The sequence below is a fragment of the Komagataeibacter rhaeticus genome (assembly GCF_003207855.1).
GTDB lineage: Bacteria > Pseudomonadota > Alphaproteobacteria > Acetobacterales > Acetobacteraceae > Komagataeibacter > Komagataeibacter rhaeticus.
The window spans coordinates 20,536-46,679 of record NZ_NKTZ01000014.1 but is presented as its reverse complement, the minus strand read 5'-3'; the positions used below and the strand labels follow the sequence as shown (position 1 = coordinate 46,679).

The window sequence follows — 26,144 nt, the reverse complement described above, 5'->3', positions numbered from 1 at the left end:
GGGTTGCATGGCGGGGCATGAACGGCAAGACAGAAACCGGCCCGATAATGGGTCGGAACTAAAGTGATAAAGAGGGTTCGATGGCAGGAGCACGTCCCATACTGATAGCGGACGACGATCAGACTTTACGTCAAATGCTCGTTGAACAGCTACAGATTGATGGTGAATTTGAAGCGATCGAGGCAGGCTCCGTCGCCGAAGCGTGGGAAAAACTGCAGGTGCCGGGTGCCCGGTTCGATGCGATCATCCTCGACGTTTCCCTCCCTGACGGGGATGGCCGTGATTTCTGCGCCGATCTGCGGCGCAAGGGCAAGCGCATCCCCATCATCATCCTGACTGGCTCGGATGACGAGACGGATGTGGTGCGCGGGCTGGATGCGGGGGCCAATGACTATGTGGCCAAACCGTTCCGTATTGCCGAACTGCTGGCCCGCCTGCGCGCGCAGATGCGGATTTTCGAGAACAGCGAGGACGCGGTCTTCGCCATCGGGCCATATATCTTCCGCCCGTCCGCCAAGCTTTTGCAGGAAACGGCAAAGAACCGCCGCATCCGGCTGACGGAAAAGGAAGCGGCCATCCTGAAATTCCTGTACCGCGCGGGCACGCGCCCGGTGCCGCGGCAGGTGCTGCTGAACGAGGTCTGGGGCTACAACGCCGCCGTGACCACCCATACGCTTGAGACGCATATCTATCGCCTGCGCCAGAAGATCGAGCCTGATCCCACCAATGCATCCCTGCTGGTGACGGAAGGTGGCGGCTATCGCCTGGACCCCGAAGGGGGCAAGCCCGCCCTGGCCTGATGGCAGGGATGGCGTGACGGCTTTTCATGACGGGCCGCCCGGTTTCGGGCGGCCCGGTCGTGTTTATGGGGCGTGCATCCTGCACACGTCCTGCCCGTCATGCGGACGTGTCCGGTAACGTGTTTTCCAGAACGCTACCGGCATCCGGGAACGTCCATGTTTTCCCATGAATCGTTTTCAGACAATTCCCGCGGGGGCAGGACGCTCAGGCGTCCATATCGACAATGACCGGCACATGGTCGGATGGCTTGTCCCAGTCTCGCGCGGGGCGGAGCACCTGCATGCCGCGCAGCGCGTCCCTCAGGTCGGGCGTGACCCATACATGGTCCAGCCGCCGCCCCCGGTCAGAGGCACTCCAGTCACGGTTGCGATAGGACCACCAAGTGTAAAGCTTCTCCGCCGGGGGTACGAAGTGGCGCATCGCGTCGATAAAGCCGGTCTGCTGCCATGCCAGCAGGCGTTCGGTTTCCGCCGGGGTGTGGCTGACGATCTTCAGCAACTGCTTATGGCTCCACACATCGTGTTCCAGCGGGGCGATGTTCAGATCCCCCACCAGCACCGTACGCCGCATGGCGCGGGCGGAAAACCAGTGGCGTGCCTCTTCCACAAATGCCAGCTTGTGGGCGAATTTGGGGTTTTCATCCGGGTCGGGAATGTCACCCCCGGCGGGCACGTAGAAATCATGCACGTCGATGGCCGTCTCCCCGCTGCCATGGCGTACGGCCAGGTGGCGGCAGTCGCCCCGCGCGCACCAGTCCGGCGTATCCTCCAGCACCTGCACCGGCTGGCGTGACAGGATGGCCACGCCATTATATCCCTTCATGCCGCGATAGGCGACATGGCCGAACCCCAGCGCCCGCACCGCCTCCAGCGGGAACAGGGCATCGGGCACCTTGGTTTCCTGCAGGCAGACCATGTCGGGCGCCGTTTCCGCGCAGAGACGGGCGAGCAGGGGCATCCGCAGGCGGAGGGAATTGATATTCCAGGTTACGATACGCATATCGGGTGCATTGCCGATCCGGGCGGGGCTGACAAGAATATTTTTCCGCCCCCGCCGGGCCGTGCAGGACAAAAACAGGAACGAATTGCAAAAGGCGGCTGATATTTCGTGCAAAAAGGAAACCGGACCCCGCCATCACACTGATGCCACAATTTGTCCACCTGTGGGGTTGACAGGCATGAATCTGGCCAATCAGGGGTGGGATTTTTTTTCCGGCTGCGGGGTTCCCAAATATAATTGTTATAAAACAGTAGGTTATCTTTAGTGATGTTTTTTTGGGCAATCCAGTTGCAGGAAAGGAAAACCGCCATCCGCACGTTTTTTTCTGCTGCTGCTCCACAGACTTATCCACATCATCGGTGGATGAACGGCCACCAACCATGACAACGGCCATTTCAGCCCCCCCGACCCGGCCCGTGGGGGTGGCGGCGATCCACCATGCCCTGCAGACCATGCCGCAATCCCCCGGCGTGTACCGCATGCTGGGGGCAAAGGGTGATGTGCTGTACGTGGGCAAGGCGCTCAACCTGAAGAAGCGCGTGACGTCCTATACCCATGTCAGCCGCCTGACCGAACGGCTGCGGCGCATGGTGTCCGAAACCCACGGCATGGAAATCGTCACGACCCATACCGAGGCCGAGGCCCTGCTGCTGGAGTCCAACTACATCAAGCGCATGCAGCCGCGGTACAACATCCTGCTGCGCGACGATAAGAGCTATCCGTGGATCATGCTGACCGACCGGCATGAATTCCCCCAGATCAGCAAGCACCGGGGCAAGCCGGTGAAGGGGGCAAGCTACTGGGGGCCGTTCGCGTCCGCCTGGTCGGTCAACCAGACGCTCAACCTGCTCCAGCGCACCTTCCTGCTGCGCTCATGCTCCGACAGCGAGATGCAGGGCCGCACGCGCCCGTGCCTTCTGCATCAGATCCACCGCTGCTCGGCCCCCTGCACCGACCGCATAAGCCGCGAGGACTATGCCGGGCTGGCCGCCCAGGCACGCGACTTCCTGGCGGGCCGCAACCCTCATATGCGCGAACAGCTGGGGCGCGAGATGGAGGAGGCGGCAGGCGCGCTGGAGTTCGAGCGCGCGGCGGCGATCCGCGACCGCATACGGGGGCTTTCGGCGTTGCAGCAGGATTCCAGCGTCATCAATCCCTCCACCGTGACGGATGCGGACATCATCGCCATCTGGCAGATCGCGGGGCAGTCCTGCATTCAGGTGTTCTTCATCCGCGCCGGGCGCAACAACGGCAACCGGGCGTTCTTTCCCAGCCATGCGCGTGACGAGAACGCGCCCGACGTGCTCGCCGCCTTCATCGGCCAGTTCTATGACGACAAGCCGCCGCCGGCGCAGGTCCTGGTCAATCAGGACCTGCCGGAACTGGACGTGCTGACCGCGGCGCTGGGCCTGCGGCGGGGGCGGAAGGTGGAGATCATCCACCCCCGGCGTGGCGAAAAGCGCGGCGTGATCGAGCATGCCGAAATCAACGCGCGCGAAGCGCTGGAGCGCAGGATGGCGGAAAGCGCCGGCCAGGCCCGGCTTTTGCAGGGCGTGGCCGACCTGTTCGGGCTGGCGGAACCCCCGCGCCGGATCGAGACCTACGACAACAGCCACATCCAGGGCGCCAATGCCTATGGCGTGATGGTGGTGGGCGGGCCGGAAGGGTTTGACAAGCGGGCCTACCGCAAATTCTCCATCAAGGGGCCGGTCACGCCGGGCGATGACTTCGCCATGATGCGCGAGGTGCTGGAACGCCGCTTCCGCCGCGCGCTGAAGGACCGCGAGGAGGGCGTGCGCCCCGAGGACTGGCCCGACATCCTGCTGATCGATGGCGGTGCCGGGCAGTATACCGCCGTGCGCGGCGTGCTGGACGAACTGGGGGTCACGGGGGTGACGCTGGTGGCCATTGCCAAGGGGCCGGACAGGGATGCCGGGCGCGAATGGTTCCATACCGAAGGCCGCGCCCCCTTCCAGCTCCCGCCGCGTGACCCGGTGCTGTACTACCTCCAGCGCCTGCGGGACGAGGCACACCGCTTTGCCATCACCACCCACCGCGCGGGCCGTTCCAAAACGCTGGTGCGCTCGGAACTGGACGATATTCCGGGCGTTGGACCTGCACGCAAGCGTGCGCTGCTCAAGCATTTCGGCTCGGCCCGCAGCGTGCGCCAGGCGGGTCTGGGGGAACTGGAAAATGCACCCGGTATCAACCGTGACATGGCGCGTGCCATATACGGATATTTCCATCCCGACTGGACAGGGGACTGATCGGCTGTCATGCAGATGTGAGCATAGAACCTGCCTGACAGGCGTTATCAGTATTTCGGCTTTTCCCCATCCTTGGCTATAGCAGTATCAGCATGCTTACCGACCTGCCCAATCTCCTGACCCTGTCCCGCATCATTGTGGTTCCCCTTGTTGTCGGGCTGGTTGTCCTGCACACCCCCCAGACCGACTGCGCTGCCTGCGTGCTGTTCATCCTGGCGGGGATTACCGACTACCTGGATGGCAAGCTGGCGCGGGCCTGGAACCAGAATTCCGACCTGGGCCGCATGCTGGACCCGATTGCCGACAAGCTGCTGGTCGGTGCCTCGCTCATGGTCATGGCGGGGCTGGGGCGGCTGCCGTACGGCTGCCTGTACCCGGCCATCATCATCCTCTCGCGGGAGATCCTGGTCAGTGGCCTGCGGGAATACCTGGCCGCAACCCGCGTGGGGTTGCCGGTAACCCGGCTGGCAAAATGGAAAACCGGATTCCAGATGACCGCCATCGGCTTCCTGCTGGCGGGCGACAGCACGGCGGGGCTGCTGCATATCGGCTGGCTGCCCGTCAACGCGCTGGGGGCCATCATGATGTGGATCGCCGCCGTCCTGACCCTGATTACCGGGTGGGACTACCTGTCCACCGGGCTGCGCCATGTCAGCGGCGCCGGGGCGGGGGCGACAAAATTATCGCCCTGATTACATGAAAAATTAACGCGCGGCGTGGTTGCTCTCTCCTGTGGGCTGACGGGTCCACCTTGTGCCGGACAGGCCGGGAAAGGGGAGAACACGGTGCGTAACGCCATGCTGCTGTCATTGCTGCTATGTCTGGCCGGATGTGGCGGCTTTGGCAAAATCCTGTCCGACAATACGGAACTGCCGGGCAGCCTGCCCAACACCCCGCGCACGGATGTGGAAAACATGCGCCGTGTAGCAGGCAGGGTTGCCCGGGTCCCGCCCATCGTGGCGCAGGAGCATAATATCTGGCCGGTCCTGCCGTCCGGGCAGATGGCGCTGGACGCCATTGGCGCGGGGCCGGACGGCCCGGGCAATGCGGCCGCGCGCTCCCGTCTGGTCGAGCGTGAGGTGGACCTGCCTGCCGGTGGCGAGATGCAGATCGGCAACGATCCGGCACCCGATGGCATGCAGGCGGAGGCACTGCCTGTTTCCGCATTGCCCTTGGCGGGAGAGGCGACGCATAAGGGCGTGTCGGATTCAACCATCATCGTGCCCAATGGCGATGGCACCAGTACCCTGGTTGGCGCCGATGGCACGGTTCACGAACAGCAGGCCCCCTGAGGGGTGGCTCCGGCCATCCGTCAGTCATGGCCCGCAGACAGGGAGATGAAACCGGAATGCTGCGCATTCTCTATTTTGCATGGCTGCGGGACCGGCTTGGCCGCCCCGGTGAGACACTGCCCCTGCCACCGGGCGTGGACTCCGTGGCGGGCCTGATCAGCCAGTTGCACGCCCGTGGCGGCGCGTATGCCGAGATCTTTGGCCGGCCGGAACTGATCCGCGTTGCCGTGAACCAGAGTTTCGCCACAAACGCGGCCACCATTGCCGCCAATGACGAGATTGCCTTCTTCCCCCCCGTTACCGGAGGCTGACCGCGCCATGTCCCGCGTTACGATCCGCGTTCAGGCGGAAGCGTTCGATTCCGCCCACGAGACCACGGCCCTGCTGGCAGGGCAGACGGAAGTGGGGGGAGTGGGCGCGTTTACGGGTTTTGTTCGGGGCGGCGGCGGCCTGGTGGCGCTGGAACTGGAACACTACCCCGGCATGACCGAGACCATGATGCGCCAGATTGCCGAATCCGCCTGTACGCGATTCGGGCTTGTGGGCTGCACCATCATCCACCGTGTGGGCCGACTGGCGGTGGGCATGCCCATCGTGCTGGTGCTGTGTGCCTCGGCCCACAGGGGGGGCGCGCTGGGGGCGACGGAATTCATGATGGACTGGCTCAAGACCCACGCACCTTTCTGGAAACGCGAGGAATTTGCCGATGGAAGCACGGCCTGGGTCGCTCCGCGCGCCTGTGATGACGCGGCAACCGCGCGCTGGGGCACGCTGGGGGCGTGAGGGGCGGGCATGCCGAATTTAAAAAAATAAAAGATGCCTTTTGCATACTTGACGCAAGCTTGCCCGCTGATTCGGCGCAACGGTCCACATTTTGTCCCCACACATTATGTAGTGCAATCGACAGCAGTCTGATCCATATATGGGGTCATATTACAAATGGATGCTCCACCCGCACACAGGACCCGCCCGGTCCTGTGTGCGGCTGTGAGCGGGTTATGGAGAATGCAAATGGTCCTGGACGGTGTATCCGGCGGCATGGTCGATGGTGCTGCCAGCGGCGATGGAATCGTCCAGGGAAAGGACAGTGCCACGATGCCTGAAATGTCTGACATGCTGGACAATGTGGTCCAGTTGCCCGGCCACCATCCCGTGCGCGTGGACCACAGCCGCGACGCGCTGCTGACGGCGTTTGGCAAGGCCACGCTCGATAACCGCTACCTGCTGCCCGGTGAGAGCTACCAGGACCTGTTCGGTCGTGTGGCGTCCTATTACGGTGCGGACGCGGCCCACGCGCAGCGGCTGTATGACTATATCTCACGCCACTGGTTCATGCCCGCCACCCCCGTGCTGTCCAATGGCGGCACCACGCGCGGCCTGCCCATCTCGTGCTTCCTGAACGAGGCGAATGACAGCCTGCGTGGCATCGTGGACCTGTGGAACGAGAATGTCTGGCTGGCGTCCAAGGGTGGCGGCATCGGGTCGTACTGGGGCAACCTGCGCTCGATTGGCGAGAACGTGGGCCGCAATGGCAAGACTTCCGGCGTAATTCCGTTCATCCGCGTGATGGACAGCCTGACGCTGGCCATCAGCCAGGGGTCGCTGCGCCGGGGGTCGGCCGCGGTCTACCTGCCGGTCTGGCACCCCGAGATCGAGGAATTCATCGAACTGCGCCGCCCCACCGGCGGTGACCCCAACCGCAAGGCGCTCAACCTGCACCATGGGGTGCTGGTGCCCGACGCCTTCATGCGCGCGGTGGCGGATGATGATGAATGGGCACTGCTTTCCCCCAAGGACAACACGGTCATCCGCAAGGTCTCGGCACGCGCGCTGTGGATCCGCATCCTGACCGCGCGCATGGAGCAGGGCGAGCCGTACATCATCTTTTCCGACCATGTGAACAATGCCCGCCCCGAACACCACAAGCTGGCGGGGCTGGAGGTCAAGACTTCCAACCTGTGCGCGGAAATCACCCTGCCTACCGGCATGGACCAGCATGGCCGCGAGCGCACGGCGGTGTGCTGCCTGTCCTCGCTCAACCTGGAGACGTGGGAGGAGTGGAAGGACAACCCGCAGTTTATCGAGGACGTGATGCTGTTCCTCGACAACGTGCTGCAGGACTTCATCGACCGCGCGCCGGACGACATGGAACGCGCCCGCTACGCCGCCATGCGCGAGCGTTCGGTGGGGCTGGGGGTGATGGGCTTCCATTCCTTCCTGCAGGCCAACAACGTGCCGTTTGAAAGTGTGGTGGCCAAGGGCTGGAACCGGCGCATTTTCAAGCATATCCGCGCGCAGGCCGATGCGGCATCACGCAAGCTGGCCGAAGAGCGCGGGCCGTGCCCGGATGCGGCGGATTACGGGGTGATGGAGCGGTTTTCCAACAAGATGGCCATCGCGCCCACGGCCTCGATCTCGATCATCGCGGGCAATGCCAGCCCCGGCATCGAGCCGATTGCCGCCAACGTGTTCCTGCAGAAAACCCTGTCCGGCTCGTTCACCGTGCGCAACCGCCACCTTGACCGCCTGCTGACCGAACGCGGGCAGAACACGAGCGAGGTCTGGTCCTCCATCACGCTGAACAAGGGCAGTGTCCAGCATCTGGACTTCCTGACCCGGCAGGAGAAGGACGTGTTCAAGACCGCGTTCGAACTGGACCAGCGCTGGGTGATCGAGCATGCGGCCGACCGCGCGCCCTATGTGTGCCAGGCGCAGTCGATCAACATCTTCCTGCCCGCCAATGTGCACAAGCGCGACCTGCACCAGATCCATTACATGGCGTGGAAGCGCGGGGTGAAGTCATTGTATTACTGCCGCTCGCTGTCCATCCAGCGGGCCGATGCGGTCAGTGACGGGCAGGAGAAGCGCGACCTGTCGCACAGGGAGGGGGAGGACGCCGCCGGCACGGCGGGGCCCGCGACCACGACCGATTACGAGGAATGCCTGGCCTGTCAGTAACAGGCCAGGCAGCCCCATGCTCTCGCGGCCTGACGCGGGAGATTCCGATCATGCTTCCGCTGCCGGGCCTGTGCCTGGCAGCGTCATTTCCGTACAGGACAGCACGGCCATGACCGATACAGCCGCCCCCGTCGCACAGCCCCCCATGGAACAGAGCCTGCTGACGGCCAATCCCGTCTACAAGCCGTTCCGCTATCCATGGGCCTATGATGCCTGGCTGACCCAGCAGCGCGTGCACTGGCTGCCCGAGGAAGTCCCGCTGGCCGATGATGTGAAGGACTGGCACCGCACCCTGACCGAAAGCGAGCGGCATCTGGTGACCCAGATCTTCCGCTTCTTCACCCAGTCGGATGTGGAGGTGAACAACTGCTACATGAAGCACTACAGCCAGGTGTTCAAACCGACTGAAGTGCTGATGATGCTCTCGGCTTTTTCCAATATCGAGACCATCCATATCGCGGCCTACAGTCATCTGCTCGACACTATCGGCATGCCCGAGACCGAGTATTCCGCTTTCCTCAAGTATAAGGAAATGAAGGATAAATATGACTACATGCAGCAGTTCTCGGTCAGTGACAACTACCAGATCGCCCGCACGCTGGCAGCCTTCGGCGCGTTTACCGAAGGGCTGCAGCTTTTCGCGTCCTTTGCCATCCTGCTGAACTTCCCCCGGCACAACAAGCTCAAGGGCATGGGGCAGATCGTGTCGTGGTCGGTGCGGGACGAATCGCTGCACTGTGATTCGATGGCCCGCCTGTTCCGCGTGTTCGTGCAGGAAAACCCCGAAATCTGGACCGATGCCCTGCGCGATGACATCCGCCAGATCTGCCGCGACATTGTCGAGCACGAGGATGCCTTCATCGACCTGTCCTTCGAGATGGGTGCTGTGGAAGGACTGGATGCCGGACAGGTCAAGCGCTACATCCGCTTCGTGGCCAACCGCCGCCTGGGCCAGCTGGGGCTGGACGGGATCTATGACATCGCCACCAACCCGCTGCCGTGGGTGGATGAGATGGTCAATGCGGTCGAGCACGCCAATTTCTTTGAAAACCGGGCAACCGAATACAGCCGTGCCTCCACTACGGGCACATGGGATGAAGCTTTCGGCGACTGAATGACAGGGGGAAGAAAAGGCTTTGGGCGCCGCCTTTTTTCAACAGGGCGGCGTTTCCTGACGCTTTTTGAAAAAAGCGTCACCAAAAACTTTTTCCCGTTGTTTTTCAGGCACGAAGCGCTGCACCATCCTCCAACACCGCACGCGCGGCGGGGGTGAAGCGGCCATCCGTTTCATGCAGGATCAGGCCGGGCAGCATTTCGCTGCCCGCGCGCGTGTTGGCGCGTCCCTGTACCAGAACGATGCGCGCGGCCTGCCCGGCCCGGGGCCAGAACGGGAAAATCCTTATGCCACCCAGCCGCACGGCCTCCATGGCGCTGATGCCCGTCGCCAGCAGGGCAGCGGGCAGGGCCAGCGTCAGCGTGCCATGATGGCGCAGCTGGGCCGCCAGCACGCGCGTCCACTCGCGCAGGGCACCGTCGGGCAGGCGGTGGGCCAGGTCACGCTGCCTGTGGGGCGATGGCGTGGAATCGTGCCCGTGCCAGGGCGGGTTGGCAAAGGCGTGGTCGATCCGGCGCGTGCCGGGGCCGGACAGCAGCGGGTCATCGGGCAGGGCCGGCAGGGTGGCGGCGCGGATCCGCAGGCCGTCGCGCGCATTGATCTGGAAATTATGGGCGGCAAGGCGGCCGGTGGCGGGGTCATGCTCCAGCCCGATTCCGGTCAGGTGTGGCACCCGATTCGCAAGGCAGAGCAGTCCGGCACCCGCGCCGCATCCGGCTTCCAACACCACCTGTCCGGGGCGTGCGGGCACAAAAGCAGCCATCAGGACCGGTTCCAATCCAGTCCGGTTTCCGGTCGGAAACTGGCGATAGAGCACCTTTCCTCCCAGCAGGGTGCCGGTCGTGACCGGGCCGCCATCCGTGGGTGGGGGGGGGAGTACCCGCGCTGTCGCACACCCCATGCCTGCGTGCTCCGGCTTGACCGTTATTCCAGCGCCGCCCATATACTCGTATCCATGTTGATACATTCGGAACCGGGAGAGTAACCTTTTGGCCCTAGCAGTTAGTCTGCCGGAATCCGACCAAACGGCAAGTCAGAAAGACAGAGGGGCTCGCCGCCCGATGGCAGATGGATCAGAAGTCGCCCTGCGCGATCTGGCGGAATATCTCGCGGATGACATGGCGGCGTGCAACCGCGCCATTGTCGAGCGGATGGACAGCCCCGTCGCACTCATTCCCCAGCTTGCGGCCCATCTGGTGGCTGCCGGTGGCAAGCGGCTGCGTCCGCTGCTGACACTGGCCTCCGCCCGGCTGTGCGGCTACCAGCCGGATGCCACGCACCAGCGCCATGTGGGGCTTGCGGCGTGTGTGGAGTTCATCCACACCGCGACCCTGCTGCATGATGACGTGGTGGATGAAAGTTCCCTGCGCCGTGGCATGGCCAGCGCGAATGCGGTGTTCGGCAACAAGGCATCGGTACTGGTGGGGGACTTCCTGTTCGCCCGGTCGTTCCAGCTCATGACGGATGATGGCTCGCTCAAGGTCATGAATATCCTCTCATCCGCTTCCGCCACCATCGCGGAAGGGGAAGTGCTGCAGATGTCCACGCAGAATGACCTTTCCACGCGCATTGATCAGTATCTGGAAGTGATTCATGGCAAAACTGCGGCGCTCTTCGCTGCTGCCTGCCGTGTGGGCGCGGTGGTGGCCGAACGGGACGAAACGGTGGAACGCGCCCTTGAATCCTACGGCACCAACCTTGGCATGGCCTTCCAGCTGGTGGATGACGCGCTGGATTACGCCGCTGATCAGGCCCATCTGGGCAAGACGGTCGGTGATGACTTCCGCGAAGGCAAGATCACCCTGCCGGTGCTGGCCGCCTATGCGGCGGGATCGGAAGAGGACCGTGCATTCTGGCAGCGCGTGATCGAACGCAGCGAGCAGCAGCCCGAGGATCTGGATCACGCCCTGCAGCTGATTGCCCGCACGGATGCCATCCGCATTACCCTGGACCGGGCTACTGAATACGCCGATGCCGCGCGGGAAGCCCTGTCCATCTTCCCGCCCGGCCACCTGCGCCAGCTGTTGCAGGATACGGCCAGCTACACCGTCAGCCGCCTGCGCTAGCGCGGGGCAGGGGCTGGCGTTATCCGTCAGCCCTTAAAGGCTGTCTGGAACAACGCATTGATAAAAGAATAAAAGCTTTTGGGTGCCGCCTTTTTTCAAAAAGGCGGCGTTCTTTGAAGCTTTTTGAAAAAAGCTTCACCAGAAACTTCTTTCAGTTTCCTATCGGGTGTGTGGCAGGGTTCTCCCCTGCCGTGAACACGGACAGGGCATCCGCCCCATAGCCCAGCCAGCCCAGGCCGGGCAGCAGGGCAGGGAAGTCGGGCGGCAATGCGGTAAAACAGACCCGTTCCCCCCCCGTGGCGCATGGTATGGCAGGCGCCTGCTCCGTCAGCACCCGTGCGGCCTGTCGTGCCACGGCGGGCGCAGGGTCCAGCCACGTTACGCCGGCTGGCCCGCTTTCGCGCAGGGCATCAAGCAGAAAGGTGTAGTGCGTGCAGCCAATGCCCACCACATCAATTGCCGCGCCGCCGGGTTGGCCGAACAGTCCGTCAAGCTCGATGGCAAGCTGCGTGCGGTCGGGGGGCAGGCCACGGAAGGCACGTTCCGCCATATCCGCAAGCCCGCGCGCGCCATGGGCCAGCAGGGTGCAGCGCGGGGCGAAACGGGCGTGCAGGTCCTGCAGATAGGGCCTGCGCACCGTGGCGCGCGTGGCCAGCAGGCCGATGGTGCCGGTGCGGGTATGGTCCGCCGCCCATTTGATGGGGGGCACGCAGCCGACAAAGGGTATGCCATAAGTCGCGCGCAGGCTGTCCAGCGCCAGGGTGCTGGCGGTATTGCAGGCAATGACCACCACGCTGGGCCGCAGGCGGGCAATGGCCTGGCCCAGCAGGGTGACGATCCGGTGCCGCAGCAGGGCATCGGGCTGCTCGCCATAGGGATAGACGGCGGTGTCCGCCAGATAGTCGATCGGTACACCGGGCAGCAGGGCACGAAGCTGGGCTACGACCCCCAGCCCGCCAATACCGGAATCGAAGGCAAGGATACGCGCCATCAACCGGCCTGTCGGTCAGGCCCCGGCGTCTCGCCTGGTTTTAAGTGCCAGGGCTTCCTCGGCACTGCCCACGCCGCCATGCTTTGCCGACCAGGCACAAGGATCTTCAAGGAAGCGGCGGACCTCGGCGGCGTCCTTTTCCGCGAAATAGGGCTTGCCCGCGCAGGCTTCCAGTACATCCCACCAGGTGCACAGCGCATGCAGGCTTATGTTCATGTCCGCCAGCGTGCGGTAGGCACCGGGGAACACGCCGTAGAAGAACACGACAAACGTGTGGTCCACGATCGCACCCGCGTTGCGCAGCGCGTTGGCGAACTGCACCTTGGACGAGCCATCGGTGGTCAGGTCCTCCACCAGCAGGGTGCGCATGCCTTCGGGCACATCGCCCTCGATCTGGGCATTGCGGCCAAAGCCCTTGGGCTTCTTGCGCACATAGGCCATGGGCGCCATCATGCGGTCGGCAATCCAGGCGGCGAACGGGATGCCCGCCGTCTCGCCGCCCACAACGGCGTCAATGCTTTCATAACCTACGTGGCGGCCGATCTTTTCCACCGCCAGTTCCATGATCTTCTGCCGCGCGCGGGGGAAGAAGATGATGCGGCGGCAATCGATGTAGACCGGGGATTTCCAGCCCGAGGTCAGGGTATAGGGATCATCGGGGCGGAAGTTGACAGCCTTGATTTCCAGCAGCAGGCGTGCCGTCATCAATGCGGCATCGCGGTCCCATGCGGTTGACCCTGTTGAAAGTCCGGCCCCGTTCCCCGTGGCGTCGTGCATACCCTATCTCCGGCCCAATAATGTCTACTGTCGTGAATGACTGCACAGACGATTAACCGCAACAGAGCCGAAAATCCATCTGTCTACGTCAGCCCGCTGCTGGAATTGCCAAAAAAAAGCCGGTATCGGAAATATAACGTGACCCGTTCAGCAGAGTGTGAGGCCACGCCTCCCTTGCCCCCACGGGGTATTCGCTCTAATATGCCAATACTGATAATCATTCTCACTAATGGATCATCGCATCGTGTCTGTTGAAAACAGTCGCATCTCTCGCAAGTGCGAGCGTGCCGTAATCACCGCCTACCAGGAACTGCGTGGCGTCGGGACCAGCGATGTGTCGGCCTTTCACGCCTGCACCACCCTGTATCGTATCCACCATCCCGAATCCTCGCTTAACGAGGCGCGGCGGCTGGTGTCGGAATGGATCGACCATCATGTCATCCAGCGGCGTCCCGGCCCCACTAACGGCTGCGAGTGCGACTGACCCGGCAGGGCCTTGCCGAAAAACCACCCTGAACAGGAAAAGGGGCAGGTCGCGGGTGCGGCCTGCCCCTTTTTATGTCTGTCCCGTTACGGGCCGTTACGCCCGGCACGGGTCCCGTCACCCGGCCGCGCGGTGCCGCCGGGTGGGGGTGCTGTCGTTATTCAGCCACGCTTGTCAAACGGCGTGAAGTCCCGCTGCGGGGAGCCGGTGTAAAGCTGGCGCGGGCGGCCGATGCGCTGTCCCGGCTCCTCGATCATTTCCTTCCACTGGCTGATCCAGCCGGTGGTGCGGGCCACGGCAAACAGCACGGTGAACATGCTGGTGGGAATGCCCATGGCCTTGAGGATGATGCCCGAATAGAAATCGACATTCGGGTACAGGCTGCGCTTGACGAAATATTCATCATGGATGGCGATCTTTTCCAGCTCGATCGCAAGGTCAAGCAGCGGATCGTCCTTGATCCCCAGTTCACCCAGCACTTCATGGCAGGTGGCCTGCATGATCTTGGCGCGCGGGTCGAAGTTCTTGTACACCCGGTGGCCAAAGCCCATCAGGCGCACGCCGCTGTTCTTGTCCTTCACCTTGGCGATGAATTCGGGAATGTTGTCCTTGTGCCCGATCTCGGCCAGCATTTTCAGCACGGCCTCGTTGGCGCCACCATGGGCGGGACCCCACAGGGCCGCGATGCCTGCGGAAATGCAGGCGAACGGATTGGCGCCGGTCGAACCCGCCAGCCGCACGGTGGAGGTGGAGGCATTCTGCTCGTGGTCGGCATGCAGGATCAGGATGCGGTCCATGGCGCGTGCCAGCACCGGATTGACCTTGTACGGCTCGCTGGGCACCGCGAACATCATGGACAGGAAGTTTTCCGCATAGGACAGGTCGTTGCGCGGATACACGAAGGTCTCGCCCTGGGTGTATTTGTAGGCCCATGCCGCGATGGTCGGGATCTTGGCGATGATGCGCAGCGCCGACTGGTAGCGCGTGGCGGCGTTCGAGACATCCAGCCCTTCGTGATAGAAGGAGGACAGCGCGCCCACCGTGCCGCACAGGATGGCCATGGGATGGGCATCACGGCGGAAACCGTTGAAGAAGTTGCGGATCTGCTCATGCAGCAGCGTGTGGTGCTTGATGGAGTTTACGAACGTGTCGTATTCCGCCTTTGCGGGCAGTTCGCCATTGAGCAGCAGATAGGCCACCTCCATGAAGGTCGCCTGTTCGGCCAGCTGCGCGATGGGGTAGCCGCGATGCAGCAGGATGCCCTTTTCACCGTCGATGAAGGTGATCTTGCTGGAGCATGAAGCCGTTTCGCCATAACCGGGATCATAGGTAAAGACCCCGGCCTGTGCCGGCAGCTTGCGGATGTCAACAACATCCGGGCCAAGCGTGCCCGACAGCACGGGCAGGGCAACATCCTTGCCATTCAGCGAGATTGTGGCGGTTTTCTCGGACTCGCTCATCTACAACACTCCTCTTGGGTGCCCCCGCTGCGTGCCCGTTGGCACGGGGCGGCACGTGTCTCCAACCTCCGGGCGGTCTGCCGTTCGTGCGGCAGTTTGTCAGTGTGCCCAAATTTTTTTACCCGGCTGCCGCTCAGGGCGCGGCTGGCATCGGGCCTCGGGACAGACGATAGGAACGAAACCCCTGCCGTGGCAATCCACCCAGCCCGCCCCGGGCAATGACATTATTGGCAATACAGGTCCCGCAGGTGAATTTCGCCATCCGTGGCGGTATTCCACGGTTTCTGTGTGCCCAGACAGGCAATCGAGGCGGGGGGAAAGCCCTGTTGCAGCGCTGGCTCCAGTGCCGTCGGGCACCGCCCGGCAGCCCAGTGCAGGACCAGTGCATACAGGCCGGGGTTATGGCCTAATATCATGATATTGCTGCATTTATCTGGAACTTCATACAGCATGTCCCGAATGGTTGCGGGCAGTGCGTCGTACAATGCGTTCACATGTCGGATATCAGGTTGCCGATCGCCATAAAATGATCCGATCGCCTCCAGCGTCTGCACCGTGCGCAGTGCGGGACTGACCAGCACCAGGTCGGGTGCGAAGTGGCGCGCCCGCAGCCATGCCCCGCAGCGCGCGGCCATGTGCTGCCCATGGGGGGTCAGGGGGCGGCGCATGTCGGCATCCTGGCCCATCTCGCCAAACGGGGCAGGGGCGGCCTGGGCATGGCGCATCAGCACCAGCTGGCGCGCGGGCAGGGCTTTCGGGTCGGTCATGGGCGGGTTCAGCCTTCCTTACCCGCGGCTATGGCCTCGTGGTGGCGGATCACTTCACGGATGATGAAGGCGAGGAATTTTTCCGCGAAATCCGGATCAAGCCGGGCGGTGGCGGCAAGCTGGCGCAGGCGGGCGACCTGCCGGGCCTCACGCGCGGGGTCGGCGGGGGGCATGTCGTTGGCGGCCTTGAGCCGGCCCACGGCCTGCGTGTGGCGGAAGCGCTCGGCCAGCATGTAGATCAGGGCCGCATCGATATTGTCGATGCTGCGGCGCAGGTCCTCAAGTTTCTGCTGCGCTGCCTCATGCCGGGCCTGGGTGCTGTTCATCGGTGTCGGTTTTCCTTTGCAAGATCGGATAAGGGGCTGGGTTTACAGGAGTGGCGGCAGGTCGATCCATGCCAGGTGGCCACCCTTGCCCGCCCCCGTATCGGTAAAGATGGCGCGGCCCCCCATGCGCCCGTGGCGGACCCATGGCCGCCCGTCGGTCGAACGGCGGTCATGCCCGCAATAGACCGTATAGCCCGCGGGAATATGGTCCACCCAGTTCAGCCTGCGCTCGGGGTAGCCATCCTTCTGCATCCGGCCCGTGGTCTCGCCAAACAGCGCGCGCGAAAGCAGGGGCGTGACCGTGCCCAGTCCCGGCGGTGGCGCCTCGCCCAGCATGCGGACATGAAAGCCCCCATGCACGAACACGGATCGCCCGATCACGATCCAGGCGGGGGCCAGGGCCAGATCGGCCAGGGCGCGCTGGTGCACGTCGGCATTTTCCTCGGCCATGAACTGGGCCAGCGTTTCCATGAGCGGGGGATCACGGCGCATCTTGCGGCCCTGCAGCGCACGGGCCAGCTTGCGGTCATGATTGCCCAGGATGAACAGGCCGCGCCGCTCGTCGATCAGCTGCTGCATGAGCCGGAACGCCCCCGCGCTGTCCGGCCCGTAATCGATCAGGTCGCCCAGCTGTATGACAAAACGGTCCGTGGCCGCTGCATGGCGGAAGGCATGCAGGTCCCCATGCACATCGCCCACCACGCGCAGCTTCCTGCCCGCCAGCAGGTCCGCCAGTGGGTGCGCGGGCGTGATCAGGGGCGCGCGCGGCGGCGCACCCTCGCGCGCCGTGGGGGACGCGGTCGCGCCATCATGCGCCATGACGGGACGGGGAGAGGGAAATCGACGTCTCAAACGAAAATCCTCTCCTGTTGCTGCTGGCCGTGCCGTGTGCGCCGCTGCCCCTTGGCTGGGTCTGGTTTCCTATTATTCACAACATTGGCCGCCATGCACTAGGGGTATGGGCAAGAATGTAGCCCGGATGCCACAAAACGGTTGCATCCGGGGAACGACATTGTACAGGGGCGGCGCGCATGTTGCCAAAAATACATACCTAAAATACCCCGCGCACATGACCGGGACACGATGGAGCAAACGTGAAAGCATGAAGCGGAGTCAGGCCCGGGTGTCACACTCTTTTGTTGTGACGTAACCGGCGGGAGGGAGAACAGATGATGGCGTCATGCTGAAGTGGAACGCACGGTCGCGGCAAGGGGTGCAACGGGAATACCCACATCCGGCGCCGGGATGCGGGCAGGGCGGGCCGGTCCGGTTCATGATAGGGGAGACGCGCCCCGCCCGGGCGGCAGCGGCCAAGGCATACGACATATCCGGCGCAGGCTACGCCGGCTGGACATAACGATAAGAGTTTGAGGGAAAGTTCATGATCGACCACACCCGAATCCGGAATGCGGCGCTCCGGGCCAAGATCACCACCGCCGAGCAGGCGGCGTCCCTTGTCCGCCCCGGCAGCACGGTCGGCACCAGCGGCTTTACGGGCGCAGGCTATCCCAAGGCGGTGCCGCAGGCGCTGGCGGCGCTGATGGAGCGCGAGCATGCCAAGGGGAATGATTACCGCATCCGGCTGCTGACCGGGGCCTCCACCGGGCCGGAACTGGATGGCGCGCTGGCCAAGGTCAACGGCATCTCCTTCCGCATGCCCTATAATTCCGACCCCGGCCTGCGCGCGCGCATCAACAAGGGCGAGACGGAATACCTGGACATGCATCTTAGCCATGTCGCCCCCATGGCCTGGGCCGGATTCTTTGGCGAGATCGATACCGCCATCATCGAGGCCACCGCCATCCGCGAGGACGGCAGCATTGTCCCGTCCTCCTCCGTCGGCAATTCCAAGACATGGCTCGACACCGCTAGGCAGGTGATCATCGAGGTCAACAGCTGGCAGGACGCGGCACTCGAGGGCATGCACGACATCTGGTACGGCGCGGCCCTTCCCCCGCACCGCCAGCCCATCCCGCTGCTGCGCCCCGATGACCGCATTGGCGGCACGTCGCTCAAGGTGGACCCGGCCAAGATCGTGGCGATTGTCGAGACCGACGCGCCCGACCGCAACGCCCCGTTCTCCCCGCCCGACGAGACCGCGCGCGGCATTGCCGGCCACCTGATGGAATTCTTCCGCCATGAAGTGAAGATGGGCCGCCTGCCGCCCTCGCTCCTGCCGCTGCAGTCCGGTGTGGGCAACGTGGCTAACGCCGTGATGGGCGGGCTGGAGGAAGGCCCGTTCGATGACCTGACCGCCTACACGGAAGTCATTCAGGACGGCATGCTGGGCATGCTGGAAAGCGGCAAGATGCGGGTTGCCTCGGCCACTGCCTTCTCGCTCAGCCCGGAAGCCGCGGAATCGCTCAATTCCCGCATGCGTGAGTTCCAGAAGAAGATCATCCTGCGCCCGCAGGACATCAGCAACCATCCCGGCCTGATCCGCCGCCTTGGCTGCATTGCCATGAACGGCCTGATCGAATCGGACATTTACGGCAACGTGAACTCCACCCAGATCATGGGTTCGAAAATCCAGAATGGCATTGGCGGTTCGGGCGATTTTGCGCGCAACGCCTATATTTCGGTGTTCATGACGCCGTCCACCGCCAAGGGTGGCAAGATTTCCGCCATCGTGCCCATGGCGTCCCATGTCGATCACATCACGCAGGATTCGCAGGTGCTGGTGACCGAGCAGGGCCTGGCCGACCTGCGGGGCCTCTCGCCCAAGCAGCGCGCGGAAGTGATCATCGCCAACTGCGCCCATCCCGACTATCGGCCCATGCTGCAGGATTACTACAGGCGCGCCCGTGCGGGTTCGTTTGGCCAGCAGTCCCCGCATCTGCTGACCGAAGCCCTGTCATGGCACCAGCGCTTCATCGAGACCGGCAGCATGATGCCGTAAAGGCAGGGGTATTCCTGTCCCAAAAGGCCCGTGGGCGCGCTGTGCCCACAGGGCCTGGATTATTGAAAAAGTCTCCGGGTGCCGCCTTTTTCCAAAAAGGCGGCAGTCCGTGAGGCATTCCGGACAAGCTTTACCAGAACGTCCCCCGCCTATCGGGCGGGTTCGCTGTCCACCATTTCGGTGGCGCGTTCCAGGTCAACCGACAGCACGCGGCTCACACCGCGTTCCTGCATGGTCACGCCATACAGCCGGTCCATATGCGCCATGGTCAGCTGATGGTGGGTGACAACAAGGAAACGCGTGCCCGCTTCGGCCACCATGTCACCCAGCAGCGCACAGAACCGGCCCACATTGGCATCATCCAGCGGGGCATCCACCTCGTCCAGCACGCAGACGGGGGCGGGATTGCAACGGAACACCGCAAAGATGAGCGATAGCGCCGTCAGTGCCTGCTCCCCGCCCGAAAGCAGCGACAGCGTGGCCAGCTTCTTGCCCGGCGGCTGGGCATAGATTTCCAGCCCGGCCTGAAGCGGGTCGTCACTGCCCACCATGCCCAGATGCGCGCGGCCGCCATTGAACATGCGCGCGAACAGGGCCTGGAAATGCTGGTCAATGCGCGAGAACACGGCCATGAGCCGCTCCCGGCCCTCGCGGTTGAGCTGGCCAATCATGCCGCGCAGGCGGCTTATGGCGGATTGCAGTTCATCGCGTTCGTGCAGGATGGTGTCGATCTTGCCCGATGCGTCCTGCGCCTCGATCTCGGCACGCAGGTTGACGGGGCCAAGCTCTTCGCGCTGGCGCTCAAGGCGGCTGACCTTGCGGCGCAGGCTGGTTTCCGCCCCCACGCTCAGGTCGGTGGGTACCACGCCCGGCGGCGGTTCGGATTCCGCCACAAGCTGGGCCAGCAGGACCTGTGCCTGTTCGCGCCTGCCTTCGGCGCGCAGCAGGGCCTCGCGCGCCGCCGCCAGCGTTTCCTGTGCGGTGCCGCGGGCCTGCTGCAGTTCGGCCAGGCGGTCCTGCGCCGCCTGTAGCGCCCGGGCTGCCGCATCATGCTGGCTGGCATGCTGTTCCAGCTCGGTGGCAATGGCATCGCGCCGCGCGCCCACCGCCACGGGCAGGGGGGCCGCCCGGTCATGCTCGGCCTGCGCATTGGCCAGCCGGGCCTGTGCGGCTTCGGCTTCCAGCCCTGCGGCTTCCACCCGGGCGGTCCACTGGGTCATGTCCTGGGCCGAGGCTTCAAAACGCTGGCGCAGGGCTGCCTCTTCGGCCTGAAGCTGGCTCAGGGCTTCGCGCTGTTCTTCTTCGCGGGCCTGCATGTCCTGCGCCTGCGTACGCAGGGCGGCCAGCGCATCTTCCAGTGCCGCGATGTCGGGCAGGGCGGCCAGATGGGTCCGTGCCTGCTCCTCCTCCGCCGCGGCGTGTTCAAGTGCCACGGTCAGGTCGGCCATGCGGGCGCGGCGTGTTTCAAGCTGCGTGCCGGTCTCGCGCATTTTCTGTTCAAGGGCCGCGCGGGTGGCGCGCGCCTGTTCCAGCCGGGTTGTGGTGGTTTCCACCGCTTCGCGCGCCTGCCGCAGGGCCTGCTCCGCCGCCGTGGCCAGACCTGCGGCCTGCGTGGCGGCTTCCTGCGCGAGGGCGGGGGTGGGCAGGCTGGCCAGGTGGGCCTGCCGGCTGGCCAGTTCCGTGCCCAGCGCATCGCGGTCGGTTTCCAGCCGGGCCAGTTCGGGCTGCATGGCGTGCAGGCGGGTTTCGGCCTCGTTATGGCTGCTTTGGGTGGCGTGCAGCGTCTGGCGGGCCCGTTCCACTGCCGCTTCGGCCTGCTGGCGGGCGGTACGCAGGCGGCTTTCCCCGGCCACGGCCCGGGCGGCGTGCTGCTGTGCATCCTGCTGGGCCTGCGCCAGGCCGGCGGCGTCCGGCAGGGCGGCTTCATGCGCGCGGGCGCGCTCCAGTGCCGATTCGGCCTCGGTTTGCGCGGCCAGTGCCGTCTCATGCCGTACGGACAGGGTATGGATCTGGGCCGCGATGGTGGCATGCTGGCGTGACAGCTCTGCTTCTTCCGTGCGGGCGGCCTGAAGCGCGTTTTCGGCGCTGACGCGGGTTTCGCGCGCCATGTCCAGCCTGCTGGCCGCCTGCTGGCGGGTGGCGGTGGCGGCCCTTGCCGCCTCTTCCAGCGCCGGGATTGCGGCGCGGACCTGTTCCAGCTCCGCCCGCAGCTCACGCAGGCGGCCCAGCTGCTTCAGCCGCAGCGCGGCCCGTCCCGGCAGGTTGGGGGCCTGCACATAGCCATCCCACCGCCACAACGCCCCTTCGCGCGTGACAAGGCACTGCCCCGGCGCAAGGGCGGCCTGAAGGCTGGCCCCGTCCATGCCTTCGGGCAGCAGTCCCGCCGCCGCCAGCGCGCGTGACAGGGCGGGGGGCGCATCCATCAGGGTGGAAAGCGGGCTGATCCCCACTGCCGGGAAGGGGGCGTGGGGAGCGGGCGGCAGGTCGTGCCATTCACGCGGGGCGGGGCCTTTTACCGCGGCTTCCAGCCCGTCGGACAGCACGACGGCCAGCGCGGTTTCAAGCCCTGTGGGCACATGCAGGCTTTCCGCCAGCGTTACGCCACCTGTCGTGGCCTGTTCCGTATCGCTATGCAGTGCGCGGGCCAGCCCGTCGGCTTCCGCCTCAAGGCCGGACAGGTGGGCGCGGGCCTGCGCCAGCTGGGCGGCGTGGGCTTCGTCCGCGCGTGTTGCGGCCATCAGGGCGGATTCGGCGCTTTCCATATCGGCGCGCGCGGTTTCCAGGGCCTCTTCCGCGGCAGTGCGCCGGGCTGTCAGGGCCTGCAATGCGGAATCGGGCACGGCCTGCGCGCGCAGCGTTTCCATGCCGGTGGCAAGGGTTTCCACTTCGTTTGCCGCGCGCATTCGTGCGGCGCTGGCCGCCCGCAGGGCGTCCTCGGCCGCCAGCCGGGTGGCGCGGGCTTCCTTCAGGCGGGCATTGGCCTGTATTTCGGCCTGCGTGGCCTGTGCGCGGGTTTCCTCCGCAGTGGCCAGTTCGGTACGGATCGTGGCAAGGGCCGCATCCGCATCGTGCAGTACCTGTGCCAGACGTGCCCGCTCGGCCTCGGGCACAAGGGCGGCGCGGGCCTGTTCCACCCGTGCGGCCAGACCGGTCACGTCGCGTTCCAGCGCGTCCAGCCGGGTCCGGATGGCGCCGGTATCCTGCGTGGCCTGTGCGTGTACCCGCGCACTTTCGGTGGCGGCATTGCGGGCCAGCCCGGCCTGGAGCACCGCGTCGGAATGGGCGCGGATGGCGTCCTCACGGGCGGCCAGCGCGGCGGTCGCGGCGGCCCGGGCGGCGGTTATGCGGGTATCAAGGTCCGTGATCGCGGCCCCGGTCGGCATGTCGGCCTCAAGGGCTGCGATCTCGGCCGCCAGTTCGCCATGCCGGGCGGCAAGGCGGGCATGGGTGGCCGTGGCGGCTTCCAGCACCGTGCGGGCCTGCGTGGTCTGGAGCTGGGCCTCGCGCAATGTGGTGGTGGCCTGTTCCACACGCGCGGCCAGATCGGCCATATCCGCCGCAAGCGTCGTGCGCTGTGTGTGCAGGCTGTCGCGCAGGGCGGGCAGGGCGGCCAGCCGTTCTGCCATCTGCGTGCGCTCGGCCTCAAGCTGCGTGAGCATGCGGGCGGCGTCCTCACGCCGGGCCAGGGCGGCCTGCTGCACGCCTTCGCATTCGGTCAGGCGGGTGCGGGCCACGGCCAGTGCGGATTCGGCGCTGGCCAGCTCATCGGCAATGGTTTCGGCACGGACCTTGAAGCGTTCAAGTGCCGTGCGGCGGGTATCGAGAACCTCACGCAGGCCCGGCAGGGTCTGGCTGATCTCGAAATCGGCGATGACCGCGCTCTCCGCCAGTTCCTCCGTTGCCTTCAGTTCGGTGCGCGCATGCTCAAGGGCGGCCTGGCTTTCGGCCACGCCCTTGTGCGCGCGGGCGTGCAGCAGGGCGAGGAGTGCGGTTTCCGCCTCCCGCAGTCCCTGTGAGAGTTCACGGTAGCGCCCCGCCTGCTCGGCCTGTTCGCGCAGGTCGCCCAGCCGGGCTTCCAGTTGCAGGCGCAGGTCTTCCGCCCGGGCCAGGTTGGCCTCGGTCGCGCGCAGTTTCAGTTCCGCCTCGTGCCTGCGGCCATGCAGGCCGGTAATGCCGGCGGCTTCCTCCAGAATCGTGCGGCGCTCTTCTGGCCGGGCATTGACCAGCGCGGATACACGCCCCTGGCTGACCATGGCGGACGAGCGCGCGCCCGATGCCAGGTCGGCAAACAGGGTCTGCACGTCGCGCCCGCGCGTGGTGCGCCCGTTGATGCGGTAGCCACTGCCGGCCCCCCGCTCCGCGCGCCTGCAGACCTGAAGCTCGTCCTGCCCCTGAAACGGGGCGGGGGCGACTTCGGCGGCCCCCTCCAGTGTCAGGGTTACGTCCGCCATGTTGCGGGCCGCGCGCGTGGTGGTGCCCGCGAAGATCAGGTCATCCATCTCACCGCCACGCAGGGAGCGGGCATTGGTCTCCCCCATCACCCAGCGCAGGGCTTCGACCACATTGGACTTGCCGCAGCCATTCGGCCCGACAATGCCGGTCAGGCCGGGCAGGATGTCAACGGATACCGGGTCGGCGAAGCTCTTGAAGCCTGCGATGCGCAGCCGGACGAAACGGGCGGTCATGTCGGGCGGGTTCCGGTCAGTTGCTGGCGGCCTCGACCTTCCTGGCGAATTCCGCGTAGGTCAGTTCCTGCGCCACCTGTTCCTTGTCATTGAAGCGGAAGGTGGGGGTGCCATCGATCTTGTACTGCGCCTGCGCGCGGTCTTCCTCGTCCATTATGGCGTGGCGCAGCGTATCGTCATGGATGGTCTGCTGGAACACGTCCGACGACATGCCGGCCAGCGCCGCCATCTTGCGGATTTCTTCCTGTGATTCCTCCGGCGTCTTGCCAAAGGCCCAGTGGTCCTGGCTGGACAGCAGGGCCAGCACGAACGGCTCATAGCGCTCGGGCGGCAGGCTGCGGGCCACCATGGAGGCGGTCAGCGCCACCTGGTCCAGCGGGAAGTCACGGAAGATGTAATAGACCTTGCCGGTATCGATCAGCCTGCTGCGCACTTCGGGAAAGATCTCGGCGGCAAAGCGCGCGCAATGCGTGCAGGTGAGCGAGAACCATTCCTCCACCCGTACCCTGGCCTGCGGGTTGCCGACCGCGCGGATGGACAGGCGCGGATCGGCGGCCTCCGCCATGGCCCTGCCGGAAAGCAGGCTGCCGCCGGTAATCAGTGCCGGGGCAAGGGCAAGCAGGGTGCGGCGTTTGATGGGCATCACGGGTCACTCTCCGGTAAGGGCTGGGGCGGGGCCATGCGCCCCGGTCATGGCATGAGTTTAGAGAGGCGGAGGGCGGGCGTAAATCCACCCCCCGCATTGTGGTGGCAAACCCGGTGCTACGGCCGGCCGGCCTGTACCGCGGGCGGCGGCTGCGGCCCCTCGCGCGGGGGCAGGCGCACGCGCACGCGGCGGATGTGACGGGCATCCGAATCAAGGATGCGGAAGACCATGCCGCCTTCATGCGTCACGACCTCGCCGCGCGTGGGCACGTGGCCCGCCAGGCGGAAGACAAGCCCGCCCACGGTCTCGATCTCGGCCTCGCGCTCTTCGCGTGTCAGCACGGGGCCGACCTTTTCCTCAAACGCCGCGACGGGGGTGCGGGCGTCCACATCCAGCGTGCCGTCGGGGCGGTCGCGCATCATGTTCACGGTCGGCTCGTCATGCTCGTCCGAGATGTCGCCCACGATCGTCTCGATCAGGTCCTCGATGGTGACAAGCCCGTCAATGCCGCCATATTCGTCAATCACCAGGGCAAGATGGACATGGCGCTGGCGCATCTGCAGCAGCAGGTCCAGCACCGGCAGCTGCGGCGCGACCATAAGCGGCTGGCGCAGCAGCGGCTCCATGCGGAAGGCCTCCGACGTGCCGACATAGGCGATCAGGTCCTTTACGTGGATCATGCCGACGATATCATCCAGCTGCGCGCGGTAGACGGGCATGCGGGAATGGTTTTCCCGCCGCATCATGTCCAGTGCCTCGTCCAGGCTGATGTCGACCGGCATCGCCACGATATCGGCGCGCGGGATCATCACGTCATCGGCGGTGATGCCGCGCAGGCGCAGCACGTTGGCCAGCAGGGCGCGTTCCTGCCGGTCCAGTTCGGAAGAACCGGGTTCCCCCTCGCTGCCCGCCGCATCGTCGGCTTCCTTGACCAGCGCGGCAATGGAATGGCGCAGTCCCTGTTCGGCGCGCCTGCGGCTGAACAGTGACAGGAATCCCTTGCCGCGCGACCCGGACGGAGGCTCGGCCCCCCCCGCGCCATCATTGACCGGCCGGCTCATGACCGTGTCCCCCGCGTGGTGGCCATGCGGCCCGCCTTCCACGGGTTGGCAAACCCGAGGGTCGACAGGATGCGGGCCTCCTCCATCTCCATCTCCCGCGCCTCGCCGGGGTGGTGGTGGTCGTACTGCGCCAGATGCAGCACGCCGTGTACCACCAGATGCGCCAGGTGGGCCGCCATGGAGCGGCCCGCCGCACGGGCCTCGCGCGCGAGCGTTTCAAACGCGATGATGATGTCACCACCCCACAGGCCACCCGGGGCGTGCGGGGCCGCGTATTCGAATGTCAGGACATTGGTGGGCCTGTTGCGCCCGCGATGCCGCCAGTTCATGTGCCGGACCGTGCGGTCATCGGCCAGCACGACCGTGACCGGCCCGTAACGGCCCGTGGCCGCCAGTGCGGCATCGACCGCGCGGGTGACAAGGTGGCGTGGCTGGCGGACGGCGCGGTTCCAGCGCCTGTCCGCCACGGTGATGTCGGGTCCGGCCGGCATGGCCGTGGGGGCGGGCATGCCGGCCCGGCCCGGTGCATCCGCGACCCCGCCCGTGCGGGC

General features: G+C 65.2%; 23 protein-coding genes. 11 read left to right on the top strand and 12 right to left on the bottom strand.

The window, feature by feature from the left end; genetic code table 11:
• Positions 1–80: 80 nt before the first annotated feature.
• Complete coding sequence (locus CFR78_RS12190; RefSeq protein WP_034933727.1) at positions 81–800, top strand: response regulator transcription factor; 720 nt, start codon at positions 81–83, stop codon at positions 798–800.
• Between the two features lie 205 nt (positions 801–1,005).
• Here the strand turns inward: CFR78_RS12190 and CFR78_RS12185 are convergent, their stop codons facing one another.
• Positions 1,006–1,800, bottom strand: coding sequence for an exodeoxyribonuclease III (locus CFR78_RS12185; protein WP_040000041.1), 795 nt, complete (start codon positions 1,798–1,800; stop codon positions 1,006–1,008).
• Positions 1,801–2,180: 380 nt separating this feature from the next.
• On the opposite strand from CFR78_RS12185, the gene uvrC reads away from it, so the two are divergent.
• The 7 genes from uvrC to CFR78_RS12150 all read left to right on the top strand — a co-directional run bounded on the left by uvrC (position 2,181) and on the right by CFR78_RS12150 (position 9,431).
• A complete protein-coding gene (gene uvrC, locus CFR78_RS12180; RefSeq protein ID WP_034933724.1) occupies positions 2,181–4,067 on the top strand; it encodes an excinuclease ABC subunit UvrC in 1,887 nt (628 codons plus the stop codon).
• Positions 4,068–4,159: 92 nt separating this feature from the next.
• Complete coding sequence (gene pgsA, locus CFR78_RS12175; RefSeq protein WP_034933722.1) at positions 4,160–4,759, top strand: CDP-diacylglycerol--glycerol-3-phosphate 3-phosphatidyltransferase; 600 nt, start codon at positions 4,160–4,162, stop codon at positions 4,757–4,759.
• A 93-nt stretch (positions 4,760–4,852) separates the two neighbouring features.
• Positions 4,853–5,359, top strand: coding sequence for a hypothetical protein (locus CFR78_RS12170; RefSeq protein ID WP_240471504.1), 507 nt, complete (start codon positions 4,853–4,855; stop codon positions 5,357–5,359).
• Positions 5,360–5,415: 56 nt separating this feature from the next.
• The gene (moaD, locus tag CFR78_RS12165) at positions 5,416–5,670 is read left to right on the top strand and encodes a molybdopterin converting factor subunit 1 (protein ID WP_034933718.1); all 255 of its coding nucleotides are present in this window, start codon (positions 5,416–5,418) and stop codon (positions 5,668–5,670) included.
• Positions 5,671–5,677: 7 nt separating this feature from the next.
• The gene (locus CFR78_RS12160) at positions 5,678–6,142 is read left to right on the top strand and encodes a molybdenum cofactor biosynthesis protein MoaE (RefSeq protein ID WP_007400393.1); all 465 of its coding nucleotides are present in this window, start codon (positions 5,678–5,680) and stop codon (positions 6,140–6,142) included.
• Positions 6,143–6,463: 321 nt separating this feature from the next.
• Entirely contained in the window at positions 6,464–8,317 is a 1,854-nt protein-coding gene (locus CFR78_RS12155; RefSeq protein WP_263626869.1) for a ribonucleoside-diphosphate reductase subunit alpha, read from the top strand.
• Positions 8,318–8,426: 109 nt separating this feature from the next.
• A complete protein-coding gene (locus tag CFR78_RS12150; protein WP_034933714.1) occupies positions 8,427–9,431 on the top strand; it encodes a ribonucleotide-diphosphate reductase subunit beta in 1,005 nt (334 codons plus the stop codon).
• Between the two features lie 106 nt (positions 9,432–9,537).
• Here CFR78_RS12150 and CFR78_RS12145 read toward each other — a convergent pair whose 3' ends face one another.
• Positions 9,538–10,332 (bottom strand): tRNA1(Val) (adenine(37)-N6)-methyltransferase, encoded by a 795-nt coding sequence (locus tag CFR78_RS12145; protein WP_084149829.1) that lies wholly within the window; start codon positions 10,330–10,332, stop codon positions 9,538–9,540.
• A 160-nt stretch (positions 10,333–10,492) separates the two neighbouring features.
• Between CFR78_RS12145 and CFR78_RS12140 the strand changes: the two genes are divergently transcribed.
• Positions 10,493–11,497, top strand: a complete 1,005-nt coding sequence (locus CFR78_RS12140; RefSeq protein WP_034933709.1) for a polyprenyl synthetase family protein — start codon at positions 10,493–10,495, stop codon at positions 11,495–11,497.
• 151 nt (positions 11,498–11,648) lie between these two features.
• On the opposite strand, the gene CFR78_RS12135 is transcribed toward CFR78_RS12140, so the two are convergent.
• Both CFR78_RS12135 and CFR78_RS12130 read right to left on the bottom strand, forming a co-directional pair.
• The gene (locus CFR78_RS12135) at positions 11,649–12,488 is read right to left on the bottom strand and encodes a glutamate racemase (protein ID WP_034933706.1); all 840 of its coding nucleotides are present in this window, start codon (positions 12,486–12,488) and stop codon (positions 11,649–11,651) included.
• Positions 12,489–12,503: 15 nt separating this feature from the next.
• Positions 12,504–13,265: an orotate phosphoribosyltransferase gene (locus CFR78_RS12130; RefSeq protein WP_034933703.1), complete on the bottom strand. Its 762-nt coding sequence runs from the start codon at positions 13,263–13,265 to the stop codon at positions 12,504–12,506.
• A 229-nt stretch (positions 13,266–13,494) separates the two neighbouring features.
• Between CFR78_RS12130 and CFR78_RS12125 the strand changes: the two genes are divergently transcribed.
• Complete coding sequence (locus CFR78_RS12125) at positions 13,495–13,749, top strand: hypothetical protein (protein ID WP_034933701.1); 255 nt, start codon at positions 13,495–13,497, stop codon at positions 13,747–13,749.
• A 161-nt stretch (positions 13,750–13,910) separates the two neighbouring features.
• Here the strand turns inward: CFR78_RS12125 and gltA are convergent, their stop codons facing one another.
• The 4 genes from gltA to CFR78_RS12105 form a co-directional block, all read right to left on the bottom strand.
• The gene (gene gltA, locus CFR78_RS12120; protein WP_007400403.1) at positions 13,911–15,209 is read right to left on the bottom strand and encodes a citrate synthase; all 1,299 of its coding nucleotides are present in this window, start codon (positions 15,207–15,209) and stop codon (positions 13,911–13,913) included.
• A gap of 224 nt (positions 15,210–15,433) precedes the next feature.
• On the bottom strand, positions 15,434–15,976 hold the full coding sequence (locus tag CFR78_RS12115; protein WP_034933698.1) for a SixA phosphatase family protein: 543 nt from the start codon (positions 15,974–15,976) through the stop codon (positions 15,434–15,436).
• Between the two features lie 8 nt (positions 15,977–15,984).
• Positions 15,985–16,302, bottom strand: a complete 318-nt coding sequence (locus CFR78_RS12110) for a chorismate mutase (RefSeq protein ID WP_007400405.1) — start codon at positions 16,300–16,302, stop codon at positions 15,985–15,987.
• Positions 16,303–16,344: 42 nt separating this feature from the next.
• Entirely contained in the window at positions 16,345–17,121 is a 777-nt protein-coding gene (locus CFR78_RS12105; RefSeq protein WP_007400406.1) for a metallophosphoesterase, read from the bottom strand.
• A gap of 562 nt (positions 17,122–17,683) precedes the next feature.
• Between CFR78_RS12105 and CFR78_RS12100 the strand changes: the two genes are divergently transcribed.
• Positions 17,684–19,201, top strand: coding sequence for an acetyl-CoA hydrolase/transferase family protein (locus tag CFR78_RS12100; protein WP_007400410.1), 1,518 nt, complete (start codon positions 17,684–17,686; stop codon positions 19,199–19,201).
• A 149-nt stretch (positions 19,202–19,350) separates the two neighbouring features.
• Here the strand turns inward: CFR78_RS12100 and CFR78_RS12095 are convergent, their stop codons facing one another.
• The 4 genes from CFR78_RS12095 to ybeY all read right to left on the bottom strand — a co-directional run bounded on the left by CFR78_RS12095 (position 19,351) and on the right by ybeY (position 26,102).
• The gene (locus tag CFR78_RS12095; RefSeq protein WP_034933696.1) at positions 19,351–23,886 is read right to left on the bottom strand and encodes an AAA family ATPase; all 4,536 of its coding nucleotides are present in this window, start codon (positions 23,884–23,886) and stop codon (positions 19,351–19,353) included.
• A 16-nt stretch (positions 23,887–23,902) separates the two neighbouring features.
• Positions 23,903–24,529 carry a thioredoxin domain-containing protein gene (locus CFR78_RS12090; RefSeq protein ID WP_034933694.1) on the bottom strand — a complete coding sequence of 209 codons (627 nt, stop codon included), beginning with the start codon at positions 24,527–24,529 and terminating at the stop codon, positions 23,903–23,905.
• 119 nt (positions 24,530–24,648) lie between these two features.
• Positions 24,649–25,593, bottom strand: a complete 945-nt coding sequence (locus tag CFR78_RS12085) for a hemolysin family protein (RefSeq protein WP_034933691.1) — start codon at positions 25,591–25,593, stop codon at positions 24,649–24,651.
• Positions 25,590–26,102: an rRNA maturation RNase YbeY gene (gene ybeY, locus CFR78_RS12080; protein WP_007400414.1), complete on the bottom strand. Its 513-nt coding sequence runs from the start codon at positions 26,100–26,102 to the stop codon at positions 25,590–25,592. The genes CFR78_RS12085 and ybeY overlap by 4 nt, the downstream gene beginning before the upstream one ends.
• Positions 26,103–26,144 lie beyond the last annotated feature (42 nt).